The organism is Pedobacter sp. AC190 (assembly GCF_979258025.1).
The window spans coordinates 1,003,416-1,025,234 of sequence record NZ_OZ409824.1 but is presented as its reverse complement, the minus strand read 5'-3'; the positions used below and the strand labels follow the sequence as shown (position 1 = coordinate 1,025,234).

The following is a 21,819-nucleotide window of genomic DNA, read 5'->3' as shown; positions in this document are numbered from 1 at the left end:
AAATCTGATTGACATGAAAAAAATACTTATTTACCTGGTGACGATCACCTTTGTGCTGATGATGCTACCAGGCTGCAAAAAATTTCTGGAGGAGAAACCTGACCAAAAATTGGTGGTGCCGTCCTCACTGGAAGACTTCGCGGCACTGCTGAACAGTGCTAATGTTTTCAATAATGTGGATCTGGTCAGCCTTGAAATTAATTCGGATGATTATTTTCTAACGGATGCGGACCTGGCTTCACTCACCAGTGAGCCTGACCGAAGGATGTATAGCCTCCAAAAAGATTTCCTTTTTTCGCCATCAACAAATGACTGGTTAGCAGTTTACAGGGCTATTTATTACGCCAATATTGTACTTGAAGGCCTTGAAGGCTCTGGGCTTAACCGCAACGCAGCATTTAATGAGTTGAAGGGAAGAGCCTTAGTTTTTCGCGCGAAATGTTTTCTACAGGCGGTTTCGCTTTGGGGGAAAGCATATAAACTTGCGAATGATCAGGATTTGGGAATTCCATTGAGGCTTAATAGCGACTTTAATCAACCTTCGGAAAGGGCGGGGCTAAAGGCTTGTTATGATAAGATTATTGAGGATTTAAATGCCGCAGTACCGCTTCTGAAGGATAAAAGTTTCCACCCATTTCAACCTGGAAAGGCAGCTGCTTATGGTCTTTTATCACGCGTATATCTTTATATGGGTAGATACGCGGAGTCTGAATTAAATGCAGCACTATGCCTTAAAATTTTTCCTGATTTGCTCGATTACAACAGCGTGAGTACTGCTGACCGGTATCCTTTTCCGCTTTATAATGTTGAGCAAATATTTAATACATTTACGCCTCCAGCAACCATTGTTGGTTCATCGCGAGCCAAAATTGTTCCTGAACTTATCGGCAGCTACGGGGTGAATGATTTAAGGAAGGGACTTTATTATTTGGTTACAGCTGGCGCTTATTATTTCAAGGGCACCTATCACCAGCCTGCACTTTTCTTTGGAATTGCAACAGATGAGCTGTATCTAAATCTTGCGGAGTGTCAGGTACGGGCGGGGATGACCACTTTAGGGATGGAAACTTTGAATAAACTGCTTATCAAAAGATACAAAACGGGGACGTTCCAGCCAATGATTGCTACAAATGCGGCTGATGCGCTGGATAAGGTATTACTCGAAAGACGGAAGGAACTGGTGATGCGGGGCCTTAGATGGATGGACATCAAACGGCTCAATGCAGAAGGGCAGGGTATCGTTTTAACGCGGAACATAAACGGTGTTTCATATAGCTTGAGTCCTAATGACAAAGCGTATGTCATGCCGATACCAGAGGATATTATTGCATTGACAGGTATGCCCCAAAATGAGCGTTAATCAAAACGGCAGCCACAATATGCGGCTGCCGTTTTGATTTCCAATTTTAAAGCTGGGCACGTTTCTCTATAGGAGCTGCCATGACTTCTGTGTAGTTACCATGATAGTTTTCATCGATGAACGCCTCAAGTTCTTCCGGAGTGTCTACATCATCCGGGGTTACTAAAGAACAAGGCAACGCGGTACCTGAATCACATGAAGTTGGCGGAGGCAGCAAATAGGAATATTTGGTTTCATCTGCGGCTTCTGTCACATTGTTACTTTGAAAATACCAGGTTCTGGAGAACTTCGATTTTTCAGTTGATTTAAAAGCACTGGTTACCAGTGTAAGGCTCAAGCCCAATATTAGGGCGGCATAGCCTAAATTTATTTTTTTTAACATGTTTATGTTCTGCTTTGTTGCTTTGAAAAAGCAGATGAAAAAGTTTGCTTATTATTCATTCCATTATCCTCATTCTCTAAGCCTTAATGTTATTTGAGTTTTTAGGTTGTTGTTTATTCTGGGGGCTTACGGGCCAGATTGTTTTCTTTCAATTTCTTGTCACCGCTCCTCCTTTCTCATTTTTGTATAGATAACTGCCTGTTAGGGCAAGGCCGAGGAAAGTTATATTTATCAACAGGTGCTGTACCCAGCTTAAGCTGGATATTATACCACCACAAGCGCATGGCATTTTTTCTCTCATGCCGAAGGCTGCAAGGGCTACATATATGGTGAAAATGCTAAGCAATATGCTTGAGCTGATAAAACCAACCTTTCTCCATTTGTTTTTCAGGAGCATGATGGTAATAAGCAGTTCGGCGACTGGAATCAAAATCGATAGCGGCGTGATAAAGGATTCGTGAAAAAACTGGCGTTGCAGGGCCTGGATGAACTGCTGATGGGAAATGATTTTATCGAGGGCAGTATAGCTCCACAATAGTATGAGCAGACTCGCGAGGCGAATCTGGGTTTCTCTATCTGGAGTGAATATTACCTGGGTTGATTTTAGCCATTTCATACTCCGAAGTTGGCGCTAAGGATTGGTAGATCTTTAAGGCAATTGTCTAAAAATAAAGCTGGTTTTATGATTTGTATACGTCAAATGTCTGCTTTATTGCTTTTTCGCGCGCAGGCGGCTGTATGTTTTGATATCCATACCTAAAAAACTTGCGATATATTTTTGAGCAACGGTTCTTTGGAGCGCTTTGTGTCTGCTCTGGAGGTAAGCAAAGCGTTCTTCTGCTTTGGTACCACTCAAACAGACCAGGTGCAATAGTAATTCTCCTATTGTCTCAGACTGAATGCTTTGGTTTACCAGGATGTATTCTGGGAAAACTCTGTATATGATGGGTAAATGCTGTGCAGATATGCCCTGAAGTATCGTGTCTTCCAGGAAATGAAAATACAAGGATCTACCTGAGCCCTCTGCTATTCTGCCCTGAGGGATAAAAGCACCTTGTTGCCATATATAAACTGTGTTTTCTTCTCCTGATTGATCTTTGCTGGCATATAGTCTCACCATGCCTTCGTTAATTCTAAATGCGCCTGAATGCACAAAGGTTTCTAGGAATATCCTGTCGTTTTTTTTGAAAAAATACTCAGTGAGTACTCCGTTGATGTAGGTTTTCAGACCTATAGACATCTGTCCATGTTCGATCATCGCCTGTAGATAGTGTTGCGTTTCCATAACGTTTTTTACGCAAAGAAAGGGGCATTTTAAGCTTTGTCAAGTTGCTAAAACAGCAATCCCGAGCAACCAAGCAGGTTGCTGTTTTTTTAAGGTTAAAAGCTTGAATTGCATGCAGGGCTAGATCACAATTCACCTGGCTGAAAAACACTTATCCCTTATTTATAAGGTCTTAAGAAGTTAAAGTGCAACAATAGCGCTTGTTGATCTTCGATTGATCCTTTAAAAGCATATTTCTTGCTCTGATCAGTAAGGGTAAAAAACGTTGAATTGACACAGGGATACTGAAAAATTTTTTGAACTTAGTTTTTGTCATGTTTTACCCAGATCAGCTTTCCTGTATCGTAGCCGTCCCGTTTAGCCTTTTCTAAAAAGGCTTCTTTTATTTTGCCGTCCATTTTTTGATTTCTGGAGAGTAGCCAGATGTATTTCGTGCTGCTTCCGTATATCAATGCATTCTGGTAGTCTTCATCGATAGACACAACATTGTAGCCTCCGGAGAATGGTCCGAAAAAGGAGACCTTTAGTTTGGCTTCGGTTTTGGGGCCGATGAATTTAGCCTTGCCCTGAGCGGTGCTCCATTTATTTTTTTTATAGTTAAATCCTTTGTTTATCACTTTTATACTTCCGTCAGTGTTTAGATCGTACTCGGCTGTAGTATTATCCATGTTCTTTTCAAAGGCATAATCAAACCTTGCGATTTCGTACCATTTGCCAAGGTATTTATCGCTATTGAAGTTTTTGACAGCGATTACGTTCTTTGATTTTACGGCGCATGACTGCAACAAAAGAAGTGAGATTGCGGCTGTTCCCAGAGATAGATACAGGAATTTATTTTTCATGATGATGGTTATGCAAATCTTGTGCCTATAAAAACTTTTCATAGGATAGTTTTCGCTTTTTTTATGAATTTTATTTGGTGCCAAATTGCAGCCGAAGTATTATTATAGACTTTTTTTTTCTTAAAACTTCCAGAAAGCAAATATTTGCGGATAAATCGATATCGCTTATTCAGTTGAACAGCTGCATAGTTTCTTCCAATTCAGGTGAATGGCTTGGGAAATCGAGATATTCAAATTGATTACGTTGTTCAAATTTTTTGGATTTATTCTGCAGCTGGGATGCTAATATTTTTTCTGACCGATAATCAGCATCTGGGTGATTTTTTCCAGTACTTTATCCAGATCTGCCGCTGAATTACCGTAGTAAGCGTTTTTGAAACTTTTTTCTGATATTTTGTCTGCATCTGGCGTACTGTAATGTTCCGATACATATTCATGAATGATTTTGGGTTTGTCTGCTATGATAATCCCGCAGGAAATTTGCAGGTTTATAAAAATGGCCAGCTGTCTTACAGTCAGGTTTACCTGGAAGTGCTTAGTTTCTGGAGCCAGGTTTTCGCTCATTTTACTGATGCTTTTTAGATACTCGATTTCTGCATCTACCATTTGTGTAAGGGACTCATTTATTGAGGGGAGGTCTTTCTGATAGTAAGTGGTTGTGATTAAAGTAGCTTGTTGTAGCCGTTTCTTAAAATAGTACAAAAGTTCCAAACGCGATGGAAGTGTGCTGGAATCTAAGGACTGCATTAAAAATTCACTGCAGAAATCATAAAATGTTGTAGGATTGAAGTTTACCCTAATCAAAAAGATGATAAGTTCGAAGGTATCCCTAGGAGGACTTTGAGCGAATTGATCAGACAGGGTTTGAGTAAGCTTGTCCAAATAATTTAATTGACCGTAGCATACTGGCAAACTAGAATGTGCGCTGGAGGGCATGAATCCAGAGAGTATCTCGATTAGCCTGGTTTGGACATTCGCCTGCATGAAGATGGTTTGCATGGTATTCCACTTTAACTGTAACCCCGCAATCCGCCCTTTTACCACTAATGCTGGGACGGCGGTCGTTTGATCTAAATATTCAGGATAAAATCCTTCCAGTTCATCAAATAAAGTTATGATGGCATCTAGTATTTCTTGATAGATTCTCTGTTGTGTTTTTGAATTAATGTTTCCTTTTTTTGCTTTTTCCATTCTTTTTAGCATCCAGATCAAACCGTGCTGATGCTGATGAATGAACTGGTTAATGAGAGCTTGATCGGCAGTTAGTACATTGCGCCTTATGGCTGCAGAAATCCGCAGTTTTTCTTCTGGTATGGAGGTGTCGGTAATTTCTTCCTGCTTACCTTCCAGGCAGGCCTCAATAAGAGATTCTAAAACAAAGAGTTCATAGTTCATATTTTTTAGCTTCTTTTCTGCTTAAAATAATTTTCTGGTTTCATTCTAACCTGGTTTGTGATGCTAAACGCAGTTTGATTCTTTCAAAAGCCAATTTGACTGATGTTCTAAACGTAGTTTTTGGCTTTAGTTTGTCTTGGCGATATTTGGCTTGCGCTACCCCTTAGAGGGGGTTGCTGAATTGGCAACCCGCTGGCAACTTGACAGGAATTTGATTATTGCCTTGTTTTGCTCCTGCAAACGCTAGCTACTTTTAGCTGGGTTTGCGGGATAGGGCCAAATAATAGTATGAACTTTCTGAAAGTTTAGTATTGTACACCATCGCTTAGCTTTCCTATATATTTTTTCGAAAGGATTAAGCTGATGAACTTTCTCCATATTGATTTGCTTGGTTTAGTGTTAACCTCTTTTTTGCTTAGCGGCTATGAATAAACTTGACAAACTAATTGAAGTTTTAGAAAAAATTTATGAAATTATCCAACTCTTTTACAAAAATAACTACGGTCATCTTAGTCTTCCTGAGGATGAGCTTTTAAGTCGTCAGGAGGTTAAAGATTATCTGGGCATAAGTGAGAGTACTTACAAGAGGAAGGTGAGAGATGGTAATCTCAAACCCCAAAGATTTCCAGGTGGGGATCGTTTTTATAAGAGTGAACTAAAAGGAGAGTTAAAGGAGAGTAGGAGAAAGGGTCGAATTTAAAATTGTTGGATTTACCCTCCAATGATTTTATATTTACTTGGTTATAGCAGGTTTTTTTAGGCGCCGTTATTGTGCAACATTCTTATTTGTTTTATGGATTTCAAAGTCCTGCAATGCCATAGTATTAAATTCTTAGTCAGATTAAAAATTAAGCTATTTAAGGAATGCTATTCCTCCAAGTGAAATTCTTAAAAAAGGAGCATGTATATATTTCATTTGAGTATGAATCCCCATTATTTTGATCTGGAAATATTGAGTCAGCTTAACTAAAGATAGATAAAACTTTGGTTTATAGATATAGCACTAGTTATTAACCACCAGCTGAAATTGCAGAAACGCATTTGTGTATGAAAGCATTCAGGAGTCTTTTCAACTCCAGATATTACACCTTGAGCAAAGGACCGCGAATTTTGTATAGTCCGATAACCGCAAACAAAAATAGAGTAAATGTGGATAAGGAGTCTAACGGGCAATAAACTATTCCATAATCAACGAGAATTCCTGAGCCTCCCAGGCTTAGTAGGCCTACCGGGCATGAGTTAGGAGTTGGAGCATTTCTGATGAACTGGGCATGCTGAGTCGAACTTGTCGCACCAGGTGGGCAAGTTTCCGAGATGCCCCCGGTCCAACCATACAAAAAAGCAGGTGGAGTAGTATAAATTACGCCTCCACTTCTGCACCCCCTGTAAACTTGCGCAGCGAGCTCTTCTGCGAGAAAGGATAAGAAAAACAAAATTAAAATTGTTTTAAGTCTCATAATTAACACTTTAAGTTATGAGCGTTGCTTGAAATTAAGGTTAAAACAAAACGGATAACGAATTATCGCATTCATTGTCTGTTCATTTTCTGATAATAACAGAGATTTGAAATGATCAAAATGAATAATATCCAGGATGATTAAATGGTAGCTATTTAAATCATTATTCGGAAATGGTAATCCTACTAATTCGAAGTATACTTCTTACTGCACTTCACGGATAACAGGTTAGCTAAAGGGATAAATCTAACTCTAGTTCTATTGCAATATTAGTTTTGGTTTCTCGCACTTTTACCAAAGCTCCACGGATGATGTTTTTCTTCAAATGTTCTCATTTTGTCTTTTTATGCAAAAAGACCGGTCGTAGATTTTATTTAATAGATGTAGCTGTTAAGGCTGCTTACAAATAGATCCCATTGCCTCAAAATCCTAGGTATTATTGAGGAATCATTGAAGCAAATTTAAATGTTAAAATAATTTATGTTGATGATTAGATCTTACGTTAATCAAAATTGCAGTTATCAATAAGCAGCTTCTATTAGCTCACCTTTAGCTCACAAACCGCCCAATTTAGCTCAATTTAGACCAAAAATTCTCCCGAAAAAAAATCCAAGATAGGTTTGTCTCAATGAAACTAACAGTAGCTGTTTTTTTTGCTGCTGCTTAGTATCGGTCTATCAGCAGAAAGGCCGAAGATCTTTGACATTTGGGAATGAAGCATTATTCCGTGAGGAACGGAAAATCCTGTGAAGCTGAGATGATTTCAATATGCGAAAGCGCAGGGGCAGGCGAGGGCCCGGTCTGTATGGATCGACGTGAGTAATTTCGAATTACCTTTTTTTTACGCATTTTTTTTAGTTGCGTTTAGGTTAAGGTTGGAGGGGTCAATTGGCCCCTTTTTTTGTGCTCTTATATTTCGTCTTTTCCTGGCTCTTGCATTTGCAATGAAATTATAGTTGTAGGCTGCGAAATGTGGACGGGTGTCTTTGTTTCTTTATTGGCAGGGGATGTTTAAAAGCGAAAATCTCTGGTTAGTCAGAGTATGATTGCTTCCAAAAGATAAGGTCTTAGTTGTGCGGGCATTTGCAAGGATATGTTTCAGCGTGGGATGGATAAAGCAAGTAGGATCGATATAAAATATAGATTTCAAAGGAAATACATGAACGCTAATGCTCTTTTTAGGGAGCAATGATGTAGAAATTATTACTACACTTTTTTTTAGCAAAGTATTATTTGCGCGTGCTTTTTGGATGCGCAATTAGATTTTGCTTAGCCAATTGTTTTCTTCCATCTGCTTAAAATACAAAACACTTCAGTCCAGTACCCATAAAAGATAGAGCGTAAAATTTTTTCAAAAGAGAACCCATTAAAGCAAAAGCTATCAGCTACGGACACAATCAACTCAAAATTATGGAAAGCAAATTTGACCTCATAGCTATCCGGGAATCTACAGACCTGGTTAGTACTTTGAAATTGTTGGGCTGCGAACCACTGAGAAAAAGTGGAGGAGAATTATTCTACTTATCCATGCTCAGAGATAACGATTCGTCACCTTCGTTCTGCGTGAATGAGAAATCTGGCCTTTGGTATGATCATGGTATGGGTAAAGGGGGGTCGGTAATTGAGTTTGCGCTTTCCTACTGGGCACACCTTCCCTTCAAGGATGCCATTAATGAACTACTGAAAATTAGCGGTCAATTACCAGGTGACTTAGTGAACAGGCCTGCACAAGTTAAGCAAACCTCACTCTTGATGCGCGAACCTAGCTACATTATCAGGGAAGTTAAGCCGCTTGGTACCAATAATTCAATCAGTGATTATTTAAAGTCAAGAGGTGTTTTTGAAGTTGCTCAAAGTTACCTAAGGGAACTTTATTACAGCATTAAACTTCAGGATAATACTAGAAGAGAAGTCTTTGCTGCCGCATGGCAGAATGAGCTAGACGGCTGGGAAGTGCGAAACATGAATTTCAAGGGATGTCTGGATAAAAAAGGAATGAGCTTCATTGCTGGAAATGATTCTAAAATAAATCTCTTTGAAGGGATGATGGATTTTTTGAGCTGGAAAAAACTTTTTCCCAGCGACCCTTCTTCATCGCTTATCCTCAACACACTTTCCTTTTTAACTCCTGCCATAGAAAGAGCTAAAGTCTACCCAGCGGTTGAAGTATTCTTTGACCACGACAAGGCTGGAAGAAAAGCAACAGATGAAGCTTTGGCGAGCATGCCTCATGCAATTGATAGCTCTGCGATTTATGCAGGCTTCAACGATTTAAATGAAAAACTGCAGAACCTGTTAGCTAAAGGAATGCAACTTAATTCAGCTACCCAGGAGTTTAAAAAAGGTCCAGTTCGATAATTTCACAATGACTATGAAAACAGATAGAAAACTTAAACGCGCTAATATGGTGAAAGGCTATCTAGATGATAAAGAAATGCAAATGGTGACTAAGATTCGCCTCCAGTTAGGCATTACTATGTCAGATCTTTTGAGAAGCAGGTTACTTGATCCCCGTCTGCTCAACATCAATCCTTCAAAACTTTTGACACTTTTAAATGAGATTGGCTTGGAGATAACCAGTATTAATATACAGCTAAAAAAGTATTTTGAAGATTGCAAGGCTCAACAAGAGAGCGATTCCGCTTGCTCAATTGAGGGAATTATTGAAAGCTACCTTTACCAGCAACATAGACTAGAGTTGCAGATACGAAAATTACTAATCAGAATAGAAGGAAGGGTGTAAATATGAGCATTGTCGTAAAGCTTTTTACCACTTCTTTAGGATTTCCAGCGGTAGAGTACAACATGAATAAAGTTGAAAATGGAAAAGCAGAACTTATGTGTTATAAGAACTTTGGAGTACTTCATGCCTTTAATAACCCAGTCAGCCTTGATTTTGAGCATTATTTAGGCGCAGTCTCCTCATTAAACCGTAGAAGCTGGTACGCGCAGTTTCATGCTGTACTTTCAGTTAAAGGTAAAGCCGTTTCTAGCGAAAGTTTAAAAAAATTTGCTGAAAATTGGCTCATCGAGATGGGCCATTCCAAACAGCCTTATTTATTGTTTTTTCACTCAGATACTAAAAATCATCACGTTCATATCGTATCGACCAGCATTAAGCCATCAGGCTTAAAAATTTCTGATAGTTTTAACAGAATAAGGGCAATGGATGCGGTAAATAAATTACTGGGCATTGATGTGGAAGAAGTTTTCAAGGCCGATGTCTCGCCGCTGCTTGGTTATAAATTTTCTTCCCTCGCGGAGTTTTCCAGCTTACTTCGACAAAAAGGCTATGCTAGTTATACTAAAGATAATGTGTTTTTTGTTCGCAAATACGGAAGAACTTTTTTACGGATGGCTGATGAAAAGATCCAGCGCATGATCCTATCGCCCGCTGCTAACTCAGCGCTAATCGAAGATACCAGGCTTAAAATAAATTTAGCTTTGAACTTGAAGGATAATACCTGCCTTCCCATTTATCAGCCGCTCGTGCACCACTTTGCTGAGCGCCTTCTTGGATTTCGATCTGAGCTTTCAGATTATCTTAAAAGTCATTATGCTCTTGAAATTATATATCATTTCAAACAAACAGTAATTACCAGTTTTACCGCTATTGACCATAAAAGTCGCTTCGTTATTCAAGGCTCCCGGTTAATGGAACTTGGAAGGATTATCGGAGAAAAGACGCCTCAGGTATTCCAGGCTAAGAGCCACTCCAGATAATATCATATCTTCTCTTCAATGAGATTTCACTCACAAGCGCATGAAGAATTCTAAAGCTTATTTACTTAAATATAATTTTATGATCATCGCAACTGGTAACTTAAAGGGGGGCTGCGGGTGCAGCAGTTTGCTATTGCTTTTAGCGCATCACCTTTCTGGCGGCAACAAAAGGGTTTATCTAATTGATTTAAGTCTGCAGGGCAGCTTAGACTTGCTTTTTAGCCGCTCTTTACTTTTACGCGAGGAGTTACCTTTTGAATTTTTTCGTTCAGATACCGCTAAAGCAACACTTCTGATCAGCAGGCTAAGCAGCGAAAATAGTATGCTATTACTGGATATGCCTAAAACATTTGTTGATAAAAATCTGCAATCAGTAATTGAAAAGATTGACCACTTTATTATTCCCTTTCAATATGAATTTACGGGCCTGCATGCGGCTACTGGCTTTTCTTTACTGATCAAAAGATTCGCTAAGCGCTCAAAATCCATCTTTTTGCCCAACATGAATTCTCCGAGTGGATTCCCTGATAGGCTTTGGGAAAGCCAGGAGATGCTTCGCTCGATTGGGCAGCTTTCAGCGCCAATCCCACTGGTTCCAGCAATAATGAACCTTAGAAGTATGTACTTGCCACCAGCTTGTATTTTTCAGCTTTCTCCAACGCTGAAACTCCTTTGTAATCAATATTTATTTAACCCTAAATCATAAAATCATGAGCTGGACAAATTTTACCATCTACCTGGCGATAGCTTATTTCTTTTATTATGCCTTTAATTTTCTAATGGATTTCACCCTGAACGGTAGGAAAATCATATCAAGTGAGCATTCAGACACTGTTGGGGTGCATTATCAGGTCGAAAGTGATGAGCAGCCAATTGAAGTTTCGGCTGCAGAGGTAGTAGAGCATTCTGAATTTTCAACTCCAGAATTTTTAAGTTCTGGAGAGACCGATAGCTCGGGCGCGCAGCGATTCGAGCAGCTTATGAAAGCAGCATCCCAAGATTTAATTGAATGTACCAAAAGAATGCTCTAAAAATGAGAACGATATCTATTTTAATTCTGATAATGCTTTCCTACACGGTGATCTATTGCAGTGCCCAGGTACCCGGGCTTTCAGAATTTTCCCAGGCCAGCAGCCAAATCAGGCAGTACTATTTTTCTTTTTCAGATTTAGCAATGGTTATCGGCGCAATTTCTGGACTACTTGGGGGATTGCGTGTATACGCCAACTGGCAAGGTGGCCGCCATCATATCGACCGGCAGGTTGCTGGCTGGCTTTTCTCCTGCCTTTTTTTAAGCCTTTGCGGAATATTTCTTCGCGGGGTATTCGGACTTTAAAATCAAAAACAATATGAAAAAACTAACAAAAAATCTGCTGCTCACCCTAAGCGTGGGCATGCTGTCTGGCGTTGCCTATGGCCAAGCTGGCGGGGGGACAACAGGAATCAACGCCGCAACTTCAACGCTGACCAGTTACATTGACCCGGTTTCCACGCTAACGCTTGCAATCGGGGCCGTAGTAGGAATAATCGGAGGAATCATGGTCTACATCAAGTGGAATTCTGGCGATCGGGACATAAGCAAAGAAGTAATGAGCTGGGGAGGTTCCTGTATTTTTTTAGTGCTGGTATCAGTGGTAATCAAAGCCTTTTTTGGCGTGTAAGAGTATGCTTATGGAACGCTATCCAATTTATAAAGGACTTGAGCAGCCTTTAAGCTATCGTGGCTTAAAGGGAAAATTCATTGGTTGGGGGATTGGCTCACTCATCTGTGGCCTTTTCTTAGGTGGCATAATTGGCGCAGCCTCTAGTATGTATTTCGGGCTTTTTATAAGTATCCTATTTGGCGGCGGTGGGTTTTGCTACACCCTCTACCGCCAAAAACTTGGGCTGCATAATAAAAAAAGAGAACTGGGATTATTTGTTCATCAAAATCGCTTACGATTATGAGTACTAAAATTTTTGAGCTGCCCTACATCGGTTTCGATAATTACCAGGGGTTGGATTTACTTTATACCGCTAAAGGTGATTTTTCAGTGATCATTCAAATTACCAATGCTGTTACCGAGCTTTCTGCTGATGAAATGGGCTATACCTTATATCATGAGCTGCTACTAAAAATTATTAAAATTCTGGGAGAAGGTCATGTGCTGGTGAAGCAAGATGTTTTCTTGGCTAGCGAATACTCGGCTGCGAAAAGTGAAGAATATTTGCAAAAGGCATATGATGCCCACTTTCACGGCCGCAGAAAATGTAGCCTTTTAACTTACCTCACCATAACATGTAAGGTGGACCGTTCCAGGTTTTATGTGCATAATGAAAAATCATTGATCAGCTTTAAAATTTTAGTGACTAAGGTTTCTGATATCCTTGTAGATGCTGCTTTAAATCCCAAGCTTTTAAATCGGGAAGAGATTGACCGTTATATAGGTAAGTTTTTGTCACTGGACTTTTCTTCGGTTAATATCAAGAGGAATAATTTTTCGGTGCAGGATAATCAAATTGATATCGGAAGCTCTTCACTGAGGTGTATTTCGCTAATTGATACCGATAAAATGGAGCTGCCTGCCTATTTCAGTAGTTATCAGAAAAGAGAGGGGAGTAGTGGGTTGCGGGAATTTGCTACCGATAACCTGTCCTTTTTGCATCAGGTGCCAGCATTTGAATGCATGATCTACAGCCAGGTAATATCCATTCCTGCCCAGCCCTCGATACTATCTTCCCTTAGCTTAAAACAGAAACGGCATGCTGGAATACCCGACCCAGCTAACCGGTTATGCATGGAGGATATTTCAGCTTTGCTGGCTGAAGTAGCCAGAGATAACCAGCTGTTAATTCATGCGCACTTTAATATTATTGTATCTGCAAGCAAAGAACACATTGGCGAGGCTTCCAATTTCATAGAGTCTTCGCTATTCTCTCTTGGAATCATTCCTTCCAGAAATGCCTATAACCAGCTGGAAATATTCAAAGCATCCCTGCCCGCTAATGCTACAGCATTAAAAAACTATGATCTGGTGTTAATGCCAAGCCGCGCTGCAATTTGTTTATTCTTCAAGGAGTGCTTTCAGAAAAGCGAAGAATCCAATTTTTTATTGCGTTTTACAGACCGGCACGGGATACCAATCTCTATTGACCTGGCGGATCTACCGATGCAAAGTGGACGGATCGCTAACCGGTCGAAATTCGTGCTTGGCGGTTCAGGCTCTGGTAAGTCATTTTTTATGAATAGCCTGGTCGAGCAATATTTGCTATACAATATGGATGTAGTAATTGTAGATACCGGGCATTCCTACAGCGGGCTTTGCAGTTATTACAACGGCCGTTATCTAAGCTACTCCGAGCAGCATCCAATCACGATGAATCCATTTGCATTTTCAAGGTCAGAATACAATATTGAAAAGCGTGATTTTATAAAAACGCTGATCTTCCTGCTTTTTAAAGGCGTCCATGGAGAAGTTTCTGCAGTAGAAGATACGGTGATTTCCGGGGTCATCTCCTCTTTCTATGCTATGCACTTTTCAGCAGATAAACCTTTTGCGTTAAACTTTGATACATTCTATCACTACTCGGTTAAGCGCATTAAGGAAATAGCGGAGCAGGACCACATTTCATTCGAACTCGATGATTACCGCTTTGTGCTGCGTAAATTCTGCAAAGGTGAAGAATTTGGGGATTTGTTGAATCTCGCCACCGATGCATCCCTTTTAACAGAGAAACTCATCGTCTTTGAGATTGATTCCATCAGGGAGCACAAAGTGCTTTTCCCAATTGTGACCCTAATCATAATGGATGTTTTTCTGCAGAAAATGAGGCTGCGCCACGGCCAGCGAAAAGCGTTGATTTTGGAAGAGGCCTGGAAGGCAATCGCATCTGAGCTGATGGCCTCTTATCTGGTCTACATGTATAAAACGGTAAGAAAATTTTATGGCGAGGCGATAGTGGTCACCCAGGAAATAGAGGATATTATTTCCAGTCCTACCGTAAAAAACAGCATCATCGCAAATTCTGATACCATCTGTTTGCTAGATCAGGGTAAATTCCGAGACGATTATGGCAAAGTTGCTGCGCTGCTCTCGCTCAATGACCAGGAACAAAAGAAAATCTTCACCATCAACCAGCTTGATAATAAGCGGGGAAGAGGCCGTTTCAAGGAAGTTTATATCAAGCGGGGAAGCAGTGGCGAGGTATATGGGGTAGAGGTTTCCCTGCGGCAGTATATGACTTTTTCAACAGAGAAGCCTGAAAAGCTTGCACTGGAATATTATATAATACAATATGGTGATTATAGAATCGCTTTAGATGCATTTATTAAAGATTTTGAACAGTCCGGGACCGCACTAAATCATTTCATTAACCAGGTCCTTTTAAAACATTCGTTATGAAAAATTTTTTGTTTACCTGCCTTTTTGTGGCTGTGATTTGCTCCAATAGCTCAGCACAAATTTATGTTGATCCAAGTACGTCTGCCGCTATGGCCTCGCAATCTGTACTCATCAATTCTCAGTTGAATACCTCAAATGATAAGTTAACGCTATTAGAGCGAGCTCAGCTCTCGGTCAGCGGAGAACTCGCTATTGCAAACCAGCTGCAGAGCAGAATCTTCCGCGGCCTAACCACCGTGTCCGCTGCGGTTAGCTCACTGCTCGCGGTGAAAGATATTTATGAAATAACGCAAGATATATTGCGCGACGGTAGAAGAGCAGTGGAGATCGCTTCCAGTAATCCAGCTCTTCTGCTTTTTGCGCAATCCGGAGCCGATGAATTTTATTCAAGAGCAATACGCTTATCCACCCAGGTAGGGAGTTTTGTGTTACATTCTTCCAATGAAAACCTAATGGATTCAGGCGAACGTGCAAAGCTGCTAAACCACATCGTTACCGAATTATCCATTCTTAGGGGCGTAATTTATGGGATTTACCGAAGTATGTACTGGGCAAAGGTGAGGGGATTCTGGAATTCGGTAAATCCTTACTCAAAATATATCAATCTAGATAAGCGCATTGCCGAGGATGTTGTTTTTAAAAGCAAACTCTTAAAGCGATGAGATCTGCTATGGTGTTGCTTAGTGCGCTGCTATGTAGCATGCTTTGCTCGGCGCAGATCAATGTTGCTTTACTCCATCAGCTTATTGATAACAGTAAATCCGAACATTCCAGGCAGACTATGCTGCGAGATAAGCAAGGGGTTTCTAGCAGTGTTGAGCGTTTGAACGCGATTCAGGCGGGAAAGCTTAAAACCACTTACCAGGATTTAAGAAAAAAATTTTCTGCTTTGGGTATGGGAATCCAGGCGCTACAAATCACAAAGGAGGCGATCCCGATACTTAATCAGATTTCTGCTGATCAAAGCGCCATTATCTCTCTTTCGCTAAGTAAACCTACTTTGGTCCTGCTTTCAATCGAAACGCAAAGCGATTTAGTGGACCGCGCCCAGTTACTGCTGCGCTATATGTATGGTCTTGCCTTATCTACTGGTGAAATCGGAGCGATGTCCAGGTCTGATCGAGTGATGCTGACAGATTTTGTTGTGAGCGAACTACGCGCGATTTCGCTGATACTTTCTGGACTAAAACGAAGTCTTCAGGCGCTGACTGCAATTGAAGCAAAGAAAGGCAGAGGACTGATGGATATGTTTGAGCGTGACAAACTTCTTTCAAAGGATATACTATTAAAAGTGAAACAGTTAAAGCGAAAATAATATGAAAAAATTCTTCCTTTTAGCAACCTTTTTAGCTTTGCTCAATTACAGCTACGCCCAGCAGCTAATTTTTGATAGAGAACATTTTTCTATTGTCAATCAAAATGGCCTGGCCAGGCTATCTGCTGAACTGGCCCTGCAGTCTAGTTACAACCGGATCAAAGCGGACCTGAATGATATCGAAATAAATATCGGCTCGCTGGTACTCACCGAGCAGCTAATTTTTAGCTCACTAACCAAGGTCGATCAGGGACTGAAATCTGGGCTAATGATTCAAGATATCTCCCAGTTGCTAAATGAGATTTATCAGCAGAGCAGTGAGCTGGTTTCTTATGCCTCTAGCAGGCCCGAGTTACTGCTTTTTGCCGAGCGGTTTTCTAAGCAACTCAAAACCCGCGGGGTAAATTTACTTAGCGAAGTGTCGGAACGTATATTATCAGAGCAAGCTGATCTTTTGATGAACGCGGCGAAACGTGATGCACTCTTAAGGAAAATTTCACTCGAGCTTCGCCTCATTCGTTCACTGGTGTTTTCCATGCGAAAAAGTATGTTCTGGGCCGCTCAGCGCTCCTTAATCTCCCAGGTCAACCCATTTAAAGACTTCCTAAACATTGATAAAAGAATGGTTGATCAAATCATCAGCCGTTATAAAACTTTAAAAAAATGAAAATATTTATTTTATTTTTTAGCTGCCTGAGCATCTTTTCAGACGCTAATGCGCAAAAAAGTGTTCACGATGAACACATCGTAAACCAACAGGAACGGATGGTTTTTAAATCCTGGGATGAAGATAAATTCACACCAACCTCTGGTTTTCTAGGGCTTAATCCACTTTATTGGATAACCTGGGGACTGCACCCTAATTATCCGGATAATGATCTTCGACCCTTAGGCCCACTTGGTCCGCAAACCGCCAGGATCGCATTGTCGGTAGCGATGAGCGCTGCTGAGCAAAATCATAAACTTTCTTCAGATAGCATCCGCCAAACTGCGCTCGCCAATCTCTCTACGCACGCTGCAGTTTTATCTGATGCTGATCCCCTATGGATCCTTTATTATTCTTCGGCACTTTCCCCTCTTAAAGCATCACCTGAAAACAGTTTGCAGGGACTCTCTAACAGGGAAATAAATTACCTGCAGCAGTCTGGATATAACAGTTGGTATATCCAGCAACATGCTCAGCTGCAGCAAAGACTCGAAGTGGCCAGGGGAGCCGATATGGAGCGTGGTTCCAGAATTCTCTATTATCACCGCCTGCTTTTAGAGTATAGGAAGCTTCAGGCTGGCTGGGAGGATAAAAAGCGATTGTCCAAATCCCTGATCCAAAATAAAGCGGTAAGAGAAAAGCTTTTAAATAGAAATAAGCCCATAAAAGCGGGGAAAATGAGCGATATCGAAATCGCAGATTATGTAATCAAAAATTCAAAACTATGAAACGCTACTTGACTTTAGGGCTTATTCAGCCCATTTTACAGGCCACGGGGGTAACCGATTCTTTTAAAGATACTTTTAATTTCTTGCAGGGAAATGGGGTATATGAGGAAGGAACGATGCACTTTTTAAAGAATATGAAAGATACGATCTGGACGCATTATGATGTTTTCTTAGTGGATGCCCAAGCGATGTGTGCCATTTTTATGCTGATTTTTTTTGCTTCCAGGAGTTACGGTATGATTTCGGGGGATAAAAAACTTGAAGTGATGCCACTGCTGAGGCCATTTGGTCTTGTGATGGTAATTTTGTGGTGGCCAGCTTTCACCAGAGTGCTTGCCTTTCCTGGAGAGTTGATTGAAAACAGAACCGAAGCACTTTTTGATGGGAGTCAAGCCGAGATCAATAATCTGCGCTTAGAGCGTGCAAAACTCATGGTGGATGTTGCCGATGAACTTTTTAAACTGCAGGCGAGTTCTGAAGTGGCCAAAACCGAAGCGGATACCTGGTATGAAAATGCATGGGAATCGGTTAAGAGTTCAGTTAAAGAAGGTTTTGCTGAGGTATGGAACCCAGTAGTGGAAATGCGCAACCGTCTTCAGGTCGGCTTACAGCTATTAGCGAGCTCACTGCTGGAAACCCTCGCAGTATGGCTACTGCGGATAAGCGTTTACGTGATTTTTATTGTTCAGATTATTTTTTCAACGATTCTCATCATACTCGGCCCGTTCTCAGTTGCTGCAAGCATTCTGCCCTGGTTTCAGCGCTCTTTTACCGAATGGATTGCAAGATTTATTTCAGTTAGCCTTTATTCCGGTATAGCATATCTGGTGATGTATGTTGCCTCGCTGTTTCAGCATTATGCCCTACAAGCCGAAATTCAGCGCTATACCGAGCTGCTGAAAAATGACGGGGAGAGTATTCAAAAGCTCAGCTGGTTTGCATCTAACGGCGTACTCTCTTTTGGCATGGTGATTATTGTTTTTATAATCGGCGCGCTAACCATGTTTACCGTGCCGAGCATATCTACCTGGATTGTGAGCACTTCGGGCGTAAGTTCAGCGGCAAGCGCAATGGGTAGCGGCGCAAGCAAAATGACCAGTATGGCAACTGCAGCGGTAGGAGGGGTTTAAAAATGATCGTTAAAAATATAGAAGCCAAGGTACGCCTGGCGACAGTTTTATCTCTTTCTAGTTTTGTGATGGCCCTTCTGATCTCGCTCGGTTCAGCCTATTTTGCCTACAAGCAGATCAGCGATTCACGCAAATCCATTTATATTCTGCAGGATGGGATAAACCCACTCCGCGCAAGCAGGACGGATTTAGAACTAAACCGAGGGGCGGAATACAGGGCTCACATTTCCAGGTTTCATTCCCTGTTTTTTTCGTTAATTCCTGATGAACAGTTTATTGAATCACAGATGCGTCAAGCGATGTACCTCGTCGATGAAAGTGGGGTCCAACAGTATAATAACCTCAAGGAACGCAGTTTTTTTAGCTCCGTACTTTCTTCTTCGGCCGTTTTGACCCTACAAATGGATTCGATATTTCTGGATGAAAAAAAGAGATATTTTAAATACTACGCTACTCAGCGGATTGATCGAAAAAGTACGGTAACCATTCGCTCGCTGATCACTGAAGGATACCTGCGGGACCTTCCAGCCCGTTCCGAGCATAATCCCCACGCGGTGCTGATCACTTCCTGGAAGACCTTGGATAATACAGAACGCACTAGCGTTGAAAAAAACCAATTCTAAAAAATCTTATCGATATGAAAATTCAAAATCACGCTTTGTCTTTACCGGCTAAGCAAATCGACCAGTTGCGGAGTAGCGCAGCAAAATTTAAAAATAGTCTGCTAGCAAGCCCCCGGCTTAGCCTTGTGATTATGGTGCTAATGATGGTTTGCTCGGCGGTTATATGCTTCACAGTAAATAGGTACCCAGAAGCAGAATCACCCGCTTATTTCGCGAACCTTAAATTATCTATGCCAAGTGAGGCTAAAGGAAACGCGGATGCACTCATGGAAATTCTTTCGATGCAAGCCGAGCTCAAAACCTTTTTAGATAAAAAAACAGCGAGCGTGCAAGATAGCCTTCGGATGGAGATGCTGCTGAGCAAAATTAAGGGACTCAATCAAAAATTGAAAGAATATGAAAAAAATTGATTTAAAAAACCCGCGATATGTGTTGCCGATAATCTGCCTGCCTTTCTTGCTAATTTTATTCCATGTTTACCGATTAAGTGCTGGAAAGCAAGATCATTCATCATCAGAGCAGGACGGGCTTAAAACAGAGATTTCTGCTGCATCCGCTCAAGTTACCAGTAAAGGAATTGAAGATAAACTGGAAGCCTTTAAACAGCGTTATAAAAAATCAGACGGATATTCCGCAGTGGTGCGCTGGATATCTCTGAAGGTTCGGCTGAGCAATCCTCTTCAGCTTATAATGCTAAAGAAAAGAGAATTCTTGACTCTATTAGTCAATCGCTAAAAAGTGCTGGCCAGAAATCCTTCGCTAACAGAAGCATATCATCATCAAATTTCTATCAGCAATCTGACCGCAGAGAATCAGCAGCAGATAGAAGCGAAGATCAGCAGCTCAAGGAGCTGCTATCCAAATATGCGGATCATAATAAAAATGCGCCCATAAAACAAACCGACCCAATGGCCATATTTCGCGCGCAGATGGCTATAGTGGATAGCATGAATAAAGCTGCGAGCTCGCCTTTGAGGCCAGCGAATAAATCCCTCTCCAGTCAATCTAATAACTTACAAAAAACTATAGCCCCAGAGCCGCTACAGGTAACTGGCGTGAGCGGTGCAGTTGGGGATTCTTCTACCATAATTGCCAAAGGACACCGAAGGGAATTCATCCAGGGCATGATTGAGGAGACTCTTGTTGGTTACGCTGGATCCAGAGTGACCATTAAGCTACTCAGCGAGGTTAGGGTGGGAGGGGCTTCGCTTAAAAAAGGCACTTTACTTTACGCGCTGATCAGCGGTTTTGCTCCGCAAAGGGTGTTGATGAATATTTCTTCCATTGCTTTTAATGGCGAGATACTACCCGTGAATTTAGAGGTTTATGATCTGGACGGTATCAAGGGAATCTATGTTCCAGCATCTTTATACCGCGAATTCAGCCGGGAGTTAGCCTCTAATGGGATAACTGGGATATCTGCCGAATCTTCGGGAGAGAAAAATGAGCAAATTATGAGCCTGATTGGCCGAGTGTTTCAATCCACCCAGGGCGCGGTAAATAAACTTATTCGCTCCAATAAAGCGAAAATTAACTATCCATCGAAAATTTACCTGCTGGATAAATCTATAAATAAAACCAAAGCATCATTATGAAAAAACGAATTCAATTACTGCTTTTGCCACTTTTAGTAGTTTTCCCCTGGTTATCTATTCTAGCCGCAGAACTTCCGGTAATTTATATCAGCGCTCAAAGCGCGGTCCATTTCCGCTCGCCTGAACCAATCAAATATGTTGATTTACCTGGTAATAGTTTTACTGGTGATCTACCACAGGAAAATCTGCTTCGACTTCGGCTTAAAGAACCAATGTCCGAACTAAAAAAAGTAGAATCTTTAGGAATTCTGACCATTACGGGCGAACACTATTTTGCCCAGTATAAACTCCTGGCGGCTGATGAATCTCAGGCTAGCGATAGTGAAGTAGAAATCCTGCCATCCCATATGCTGCCGCTCATCCCTGCCTTGCCTTCCCTATCCACCCCTCAAATCCATGCAAAGAGTATTGCGCTGATTTCTGCCAGGGTAAATAAAGCTCTTACGATCCAGAAGAATCAAGGTGTAACCTTAAAACTCAATCAGCTCCGCTGCTCGGGTGAGCTTTTTTTCTTAGACCTTAGTTTTACCAATGATTCCCAAGTTCGGTACGATATGGAAGACTTGACCTTTGTAGTCAGTGATAAAAAAGTATCCAGGGCGAGTAATTTTCAGTCCTTTGAAATCAAGCCAAGGTTCATTTTATCTTCACAGATGAGTTTTCATCGCACGGCAAGGAATATTTATGTGTTGCCAAAGATGAGCTTTTCAGCTGCTAAGCGGCTAAAAATAACCTTGAGCGAAAAACAACCTTCCTCAAGAGCGGTCACCTTAGAGCTAAGTTACGGTGAACTGCTCTCAGCAGATGGTTTTTAGCTAATGCCTAGCCACTTAGGCTTTCTCATGCAATTTGATCTAAGCTGAAGTGCTAATCTCCCTGATATCAATATAGCCAGC

The 21,819-nt window shown here is 41.1% G+C and carries 26 protein-coding genes; 21 read left to right on the top strand and 5 right to left on the bottom strand.

The features are described 5' to 3' along the window. Positions 1–13 precede the first annotated feature (13 nt). Entirely contained in the window at positions 14–1,360 is a 1,347-nt protein-coding gene (locus tag ACZZZI_RS04490; protein WP_463488720.1) for a RagB/SusD family nutrient uptake outer membrane protein, read from the top strand. A gap of 46 nt (positions 1,361–1,406) precedes the next feature. Here the strand turns inward: ACZZZI_RS04490 and ACZZZI_RS04485 are convergent, their stop codons facing one another. The 5 genes from ACZZZI_RS04485 to ACZZZI_RS04465 form a co-directional block, all read right to left on the bottom strand. Beyond that, on the bottom strand, positions 1,407–1,742 hold the full coding sequence (locus ACZZZI_RS04485) for a hypothetical protein (protein ID WP_463488719.1): 336 nt from the start codon (positions 1,740–1,742) through the stop codon (positions 1,407–1,409). 148 nt (positions 1,743–1,890) lie between these two features. Further along, positions 1,891–2,358 carry a MauE/DoxX family redox-associated membrane protein gene (locus ACZZZI_RS04480; RefSeq protein WP_463488718.1) on the bottom strand — a complete coding sequence of 156 codons (468 nt, stop codon included), beginning with the start codon at positions 2,356–2,358 and terminating at the stop codon, positions 1,891–1,893. A gap of 93 nt (positions 2,359–2,451) precedes the next feature. Next, complete coding sequence (locus ACZZZI_RS04475) at positions 2,452–3,027, bottom strand: Crp/Fnr family transcriptional regulator (protein ID WP_463488717.1); 576 nt, start codon at positions 3,025–3,027, stop codon at positions 2,452–2,454. Between the two features lie 302 nt (positions 3,028–3,329). Next, complete coding sequence (locus tag ACZZZI_RS04470) at positions 3,330–3,869, bottom strand: lipocalin family protein (protein ID WP_463488716.1); 540 nt, start codon at positions 3,867–3,869, stop codon at positions 3,330–3,332. 282 nt (positions 3,870–4,151) lie between these two features. Next, positions 4,152–5,264: a hypothetical protein gene (locus ACZZZI_RS04465; protein WP_463488715.1), complete on the bottom strand. Its 1,113-nt coding sequence runs from the start codon at positions 5,262–5,264 to the stop codon at positions 4,152–4,154. Positions 5,265–5,688: 424 nt separating this feature from the next. On the opposite strand from ACZZZI_RS04465, the gene ACZZZI_RS04460 reads away from it, so the two are divergent. The 20 genes from ACZZZI_RS04460 (at position 5,689) to ACZZZI_RS04365 (ending at position 21,738) form a co-directional block, all read left to right on the top strand. Then, positions 5,689–5,964 (top strand): helix-turn-helix transcriptional regulator, encoded by a 276-nt coding sequence (locus ACZZZI_RS04460; RefSeq protein ID WP_316760013.1) that lies wholly within the window; start codon positions 5,689–5,691, stop codon positions 5,962–5,964. Between the two features lie 2,167 nt (positions 5,965–8,131). Continuing rightward, complete coding sequence (locus tag ACZZZI_RS04455; RefSeq protein WP_463488714.1) at positions 8,132–9,079, top strand: toprim domain-containing protein; 948 nt, start codon at positions 8,132–8,134, stop codon at positions 9,077–9,079. A 13-nt stretch (positions 9,080–9,092) separates the two neighbouring features. Further along, a complete protein-coding gene (locus tag ACZZZI_RS04450) occupies positions 9,093–9,464 on the top strand; it encodes a hypothetical protein (RefSeq protein WP_463488713.1) in 372 nt (123 codons plus the stop codon). Positions 9,465–9,526: 62 nt separating this feature from the next. After that, entirely contained in the window at positions 9,527–10,444 is a 918-nt protein-coding gene (locus ACZZZI_RS04445) for a relaxase/mobilization nuclease domain-containing protein (protein WP_463488712.1), read from the top strand. 40 nt (positions 10,445–10,484) lie between these two features. Further along, on the top strand, positions 10,485–11,150 hold the full coding sequence (locus tag ACZZZI_RS04440; RefSeq protein WP_463488711.1) for a hypothetical protein: 666 nt from the start codon (positions 10,485–10,487) through the stop codon (positions 11,148–11,150). 4 nt (positions 11,151–11,154) lie between these two features. Further along, on the top strand, positions 11,155–11,475 hold the full coding sequence (locus ACZZZI_RS04435) for a hypothetical protein (RefSeq protein WP_463488710.1): 321 nt from the start codon (positions 11,155–11,157) through the stop codon (positions 11,473–11,475). Positions 11,476–11,477: 2 nt separating this feature from the next. Continuing rightward, positions 11,478–11,780, top strand: a complete 303-nt coding sequence (locus ACZZZI_RS04430; RefSeq protein ID WP_463488709.1) for a DUF4134 domain-containing protein — start codon at positions 11,478–11,480, stop codon at positions 11,778–11,780. A gap of 13 nt (positions 11,781–11,793) precedes the next feature. Then, positions 11,794–12,105, top strand: a complete 312-nt coding sequence (locus ACZZZI_RS04425) for a DUF4134 domain-containing protein (protein WP_463488708.1) — start codon at positions 11,794–11,796, stop codon at positions 12,103–12,105. A gap of 10 nt (positions 12,106–12,115) precedes the next feature. Further along, complete coding sequence (locus ACZZZI_RS04420; protein WP_463488707.1) at positions 12,116–12,391, top strand: DUF4133 domain-containing protein; 276 nt, start codon at positions 12,116–12,118, stop codon at positions 12,389–12,391. Further along, positions 12,388–14,826 carry a TraG family conjugative transposon ATPase gene (locus ACZZZI_RS04415; protein ID WP_463488706.1) on the top strand — a complete coding sequence of 813 codons (2,439 nt, stop codon included), beginning with the start codon at positions 12,388–12,390 and terminating at the stop codon, positions 14,824–14,826. The genes ACZZZI_RS04420 and ACZZZI_RS04415 overlap by 4 nt, the downstream gene beginning before the upstream one ends. Beyond that, a complete protein-coding gene (locus ACZZZI_RS04410) occupies positions 14,823–15,488 on the top strand; it encodes a hypothetical protein (RefSeq protein ID WP_463488705.1) in 666 nt (221 codons plus the stop codon). The genes ACZZZI_RS04415 and ACZZZI_RS04410 overlap by 4 nt, the downstream gene beginning before the upstream one ends. Further along, positions 15,485–16,141: a hypothetical protein gene (locus ACZZZI_RS04405; RefSeq protein WP_463488704.1), complete on the top strand. Its 657-nt coding sequence runs from the start codon at positions 15,485–15,487 to the stop codon at positions 16,139–16,141. Before ACZZZI_RS04410 ends, ACZZZI_RS04405 begins: the two co-directional genes overlap by 4 nt. 1 nt (position 16,142) lies before the next feature. Further along, positions 16,143–16,808, top strand: a complete 666-nt coding sequence (locus ACZZZI_RS04400) for a hypothetical protein (protein ID WP_463488703.1) — start codon at positions 16,143–16,145, stop codon at positions 16,806–16,808. Continuing rightward, positions 16,805–17,575: a hypothetical protein gene (locus ACZZZI_RS04395; protein ID WP_463488702.1), complete on the top strand. Its 771-nt coding sequence runs from the start codon at positions 16,805–16,807 to the stop codon at positions 17,573–17,575. The genes ACZZZI_RS04400 and ACZZZI_RS04395 overlap by 4 nt, the downstream gene beginning before the upstream one ends. Next, entirely contained in the window at positions 17,572–18,705 is a 1,134-nt protein-coding gene (locus ACZZZI_RS04390) for a plasmid transfer protein (RefSeq protein WP_463488701.1), read from the top strand. Before ACZZZI_RS04395 ends, ACZZZI_RS04390 begins: the two co-directional genes overlap by 4 nt. Positions 18,706–18,707: 2 nt before the next feature. After that, entirely contained in the window at positions 18,708–19,328 is a 621-nt protein-coding gene (traK, locus tag ACZZZI_RS04385; RefSeq protein WP_463488700.1) for a conjugative transposon protein TraK, read from the top strand. Positions 19,329–19,342: 14 nt separating this feature from the next. Then, positions 19,343–19,738 (top strand): hypothetical protein, encoded by a 396-nt coding sequence (locus ACZZZI_RS04380; protein WP_463488699.1) that lies wholly within the window; start codon positions 19,343–19,345, stop codon positions 19,736–19,738. After that, complete coding sequence (locus ACZZZI_RS04375; protein ID WP_463488698.1) at positions 19,725–20,063, top strand: hypothetical protein; 339 nt, start codon at positions 19,725–19,727, stop codon at positions 20,061–20,063. The genes ACZZZI_RS04380 and ACZZZI_RS04375 overlap by 14 nt, the downstream gene beginning before the upstream one ends. Before the next feature lie 173 nt (positions 20,064–20,236). Then, complete coding sequence (traM, locus tag ACZZZI_RS04370; RefSeq protein ID WP_463488697.1) at positions 20,237–20,923, top strand: conjugative transposon protein TraM; 687 nt, start codon at positions 20,237–20,239, stop codon at positions 20,921–20,923. Continuing rightward, on the top strand, positions 20,920–21,738 hold the full coding sequence (locus ACZZZI_RS04365; protein ID WP_463488696.1) for a DUF4138 domain-containing protein: 819 nt from the start codon (positions 20,920–20,922) through the stop codon (positions 21,736–21,738). Before traM ends, ACZZZI_RS04365 begins: the two co-directional genes overlap by 4 nt. Positions 21,739–21,819 lie beyond the last annotated feature (81 nt).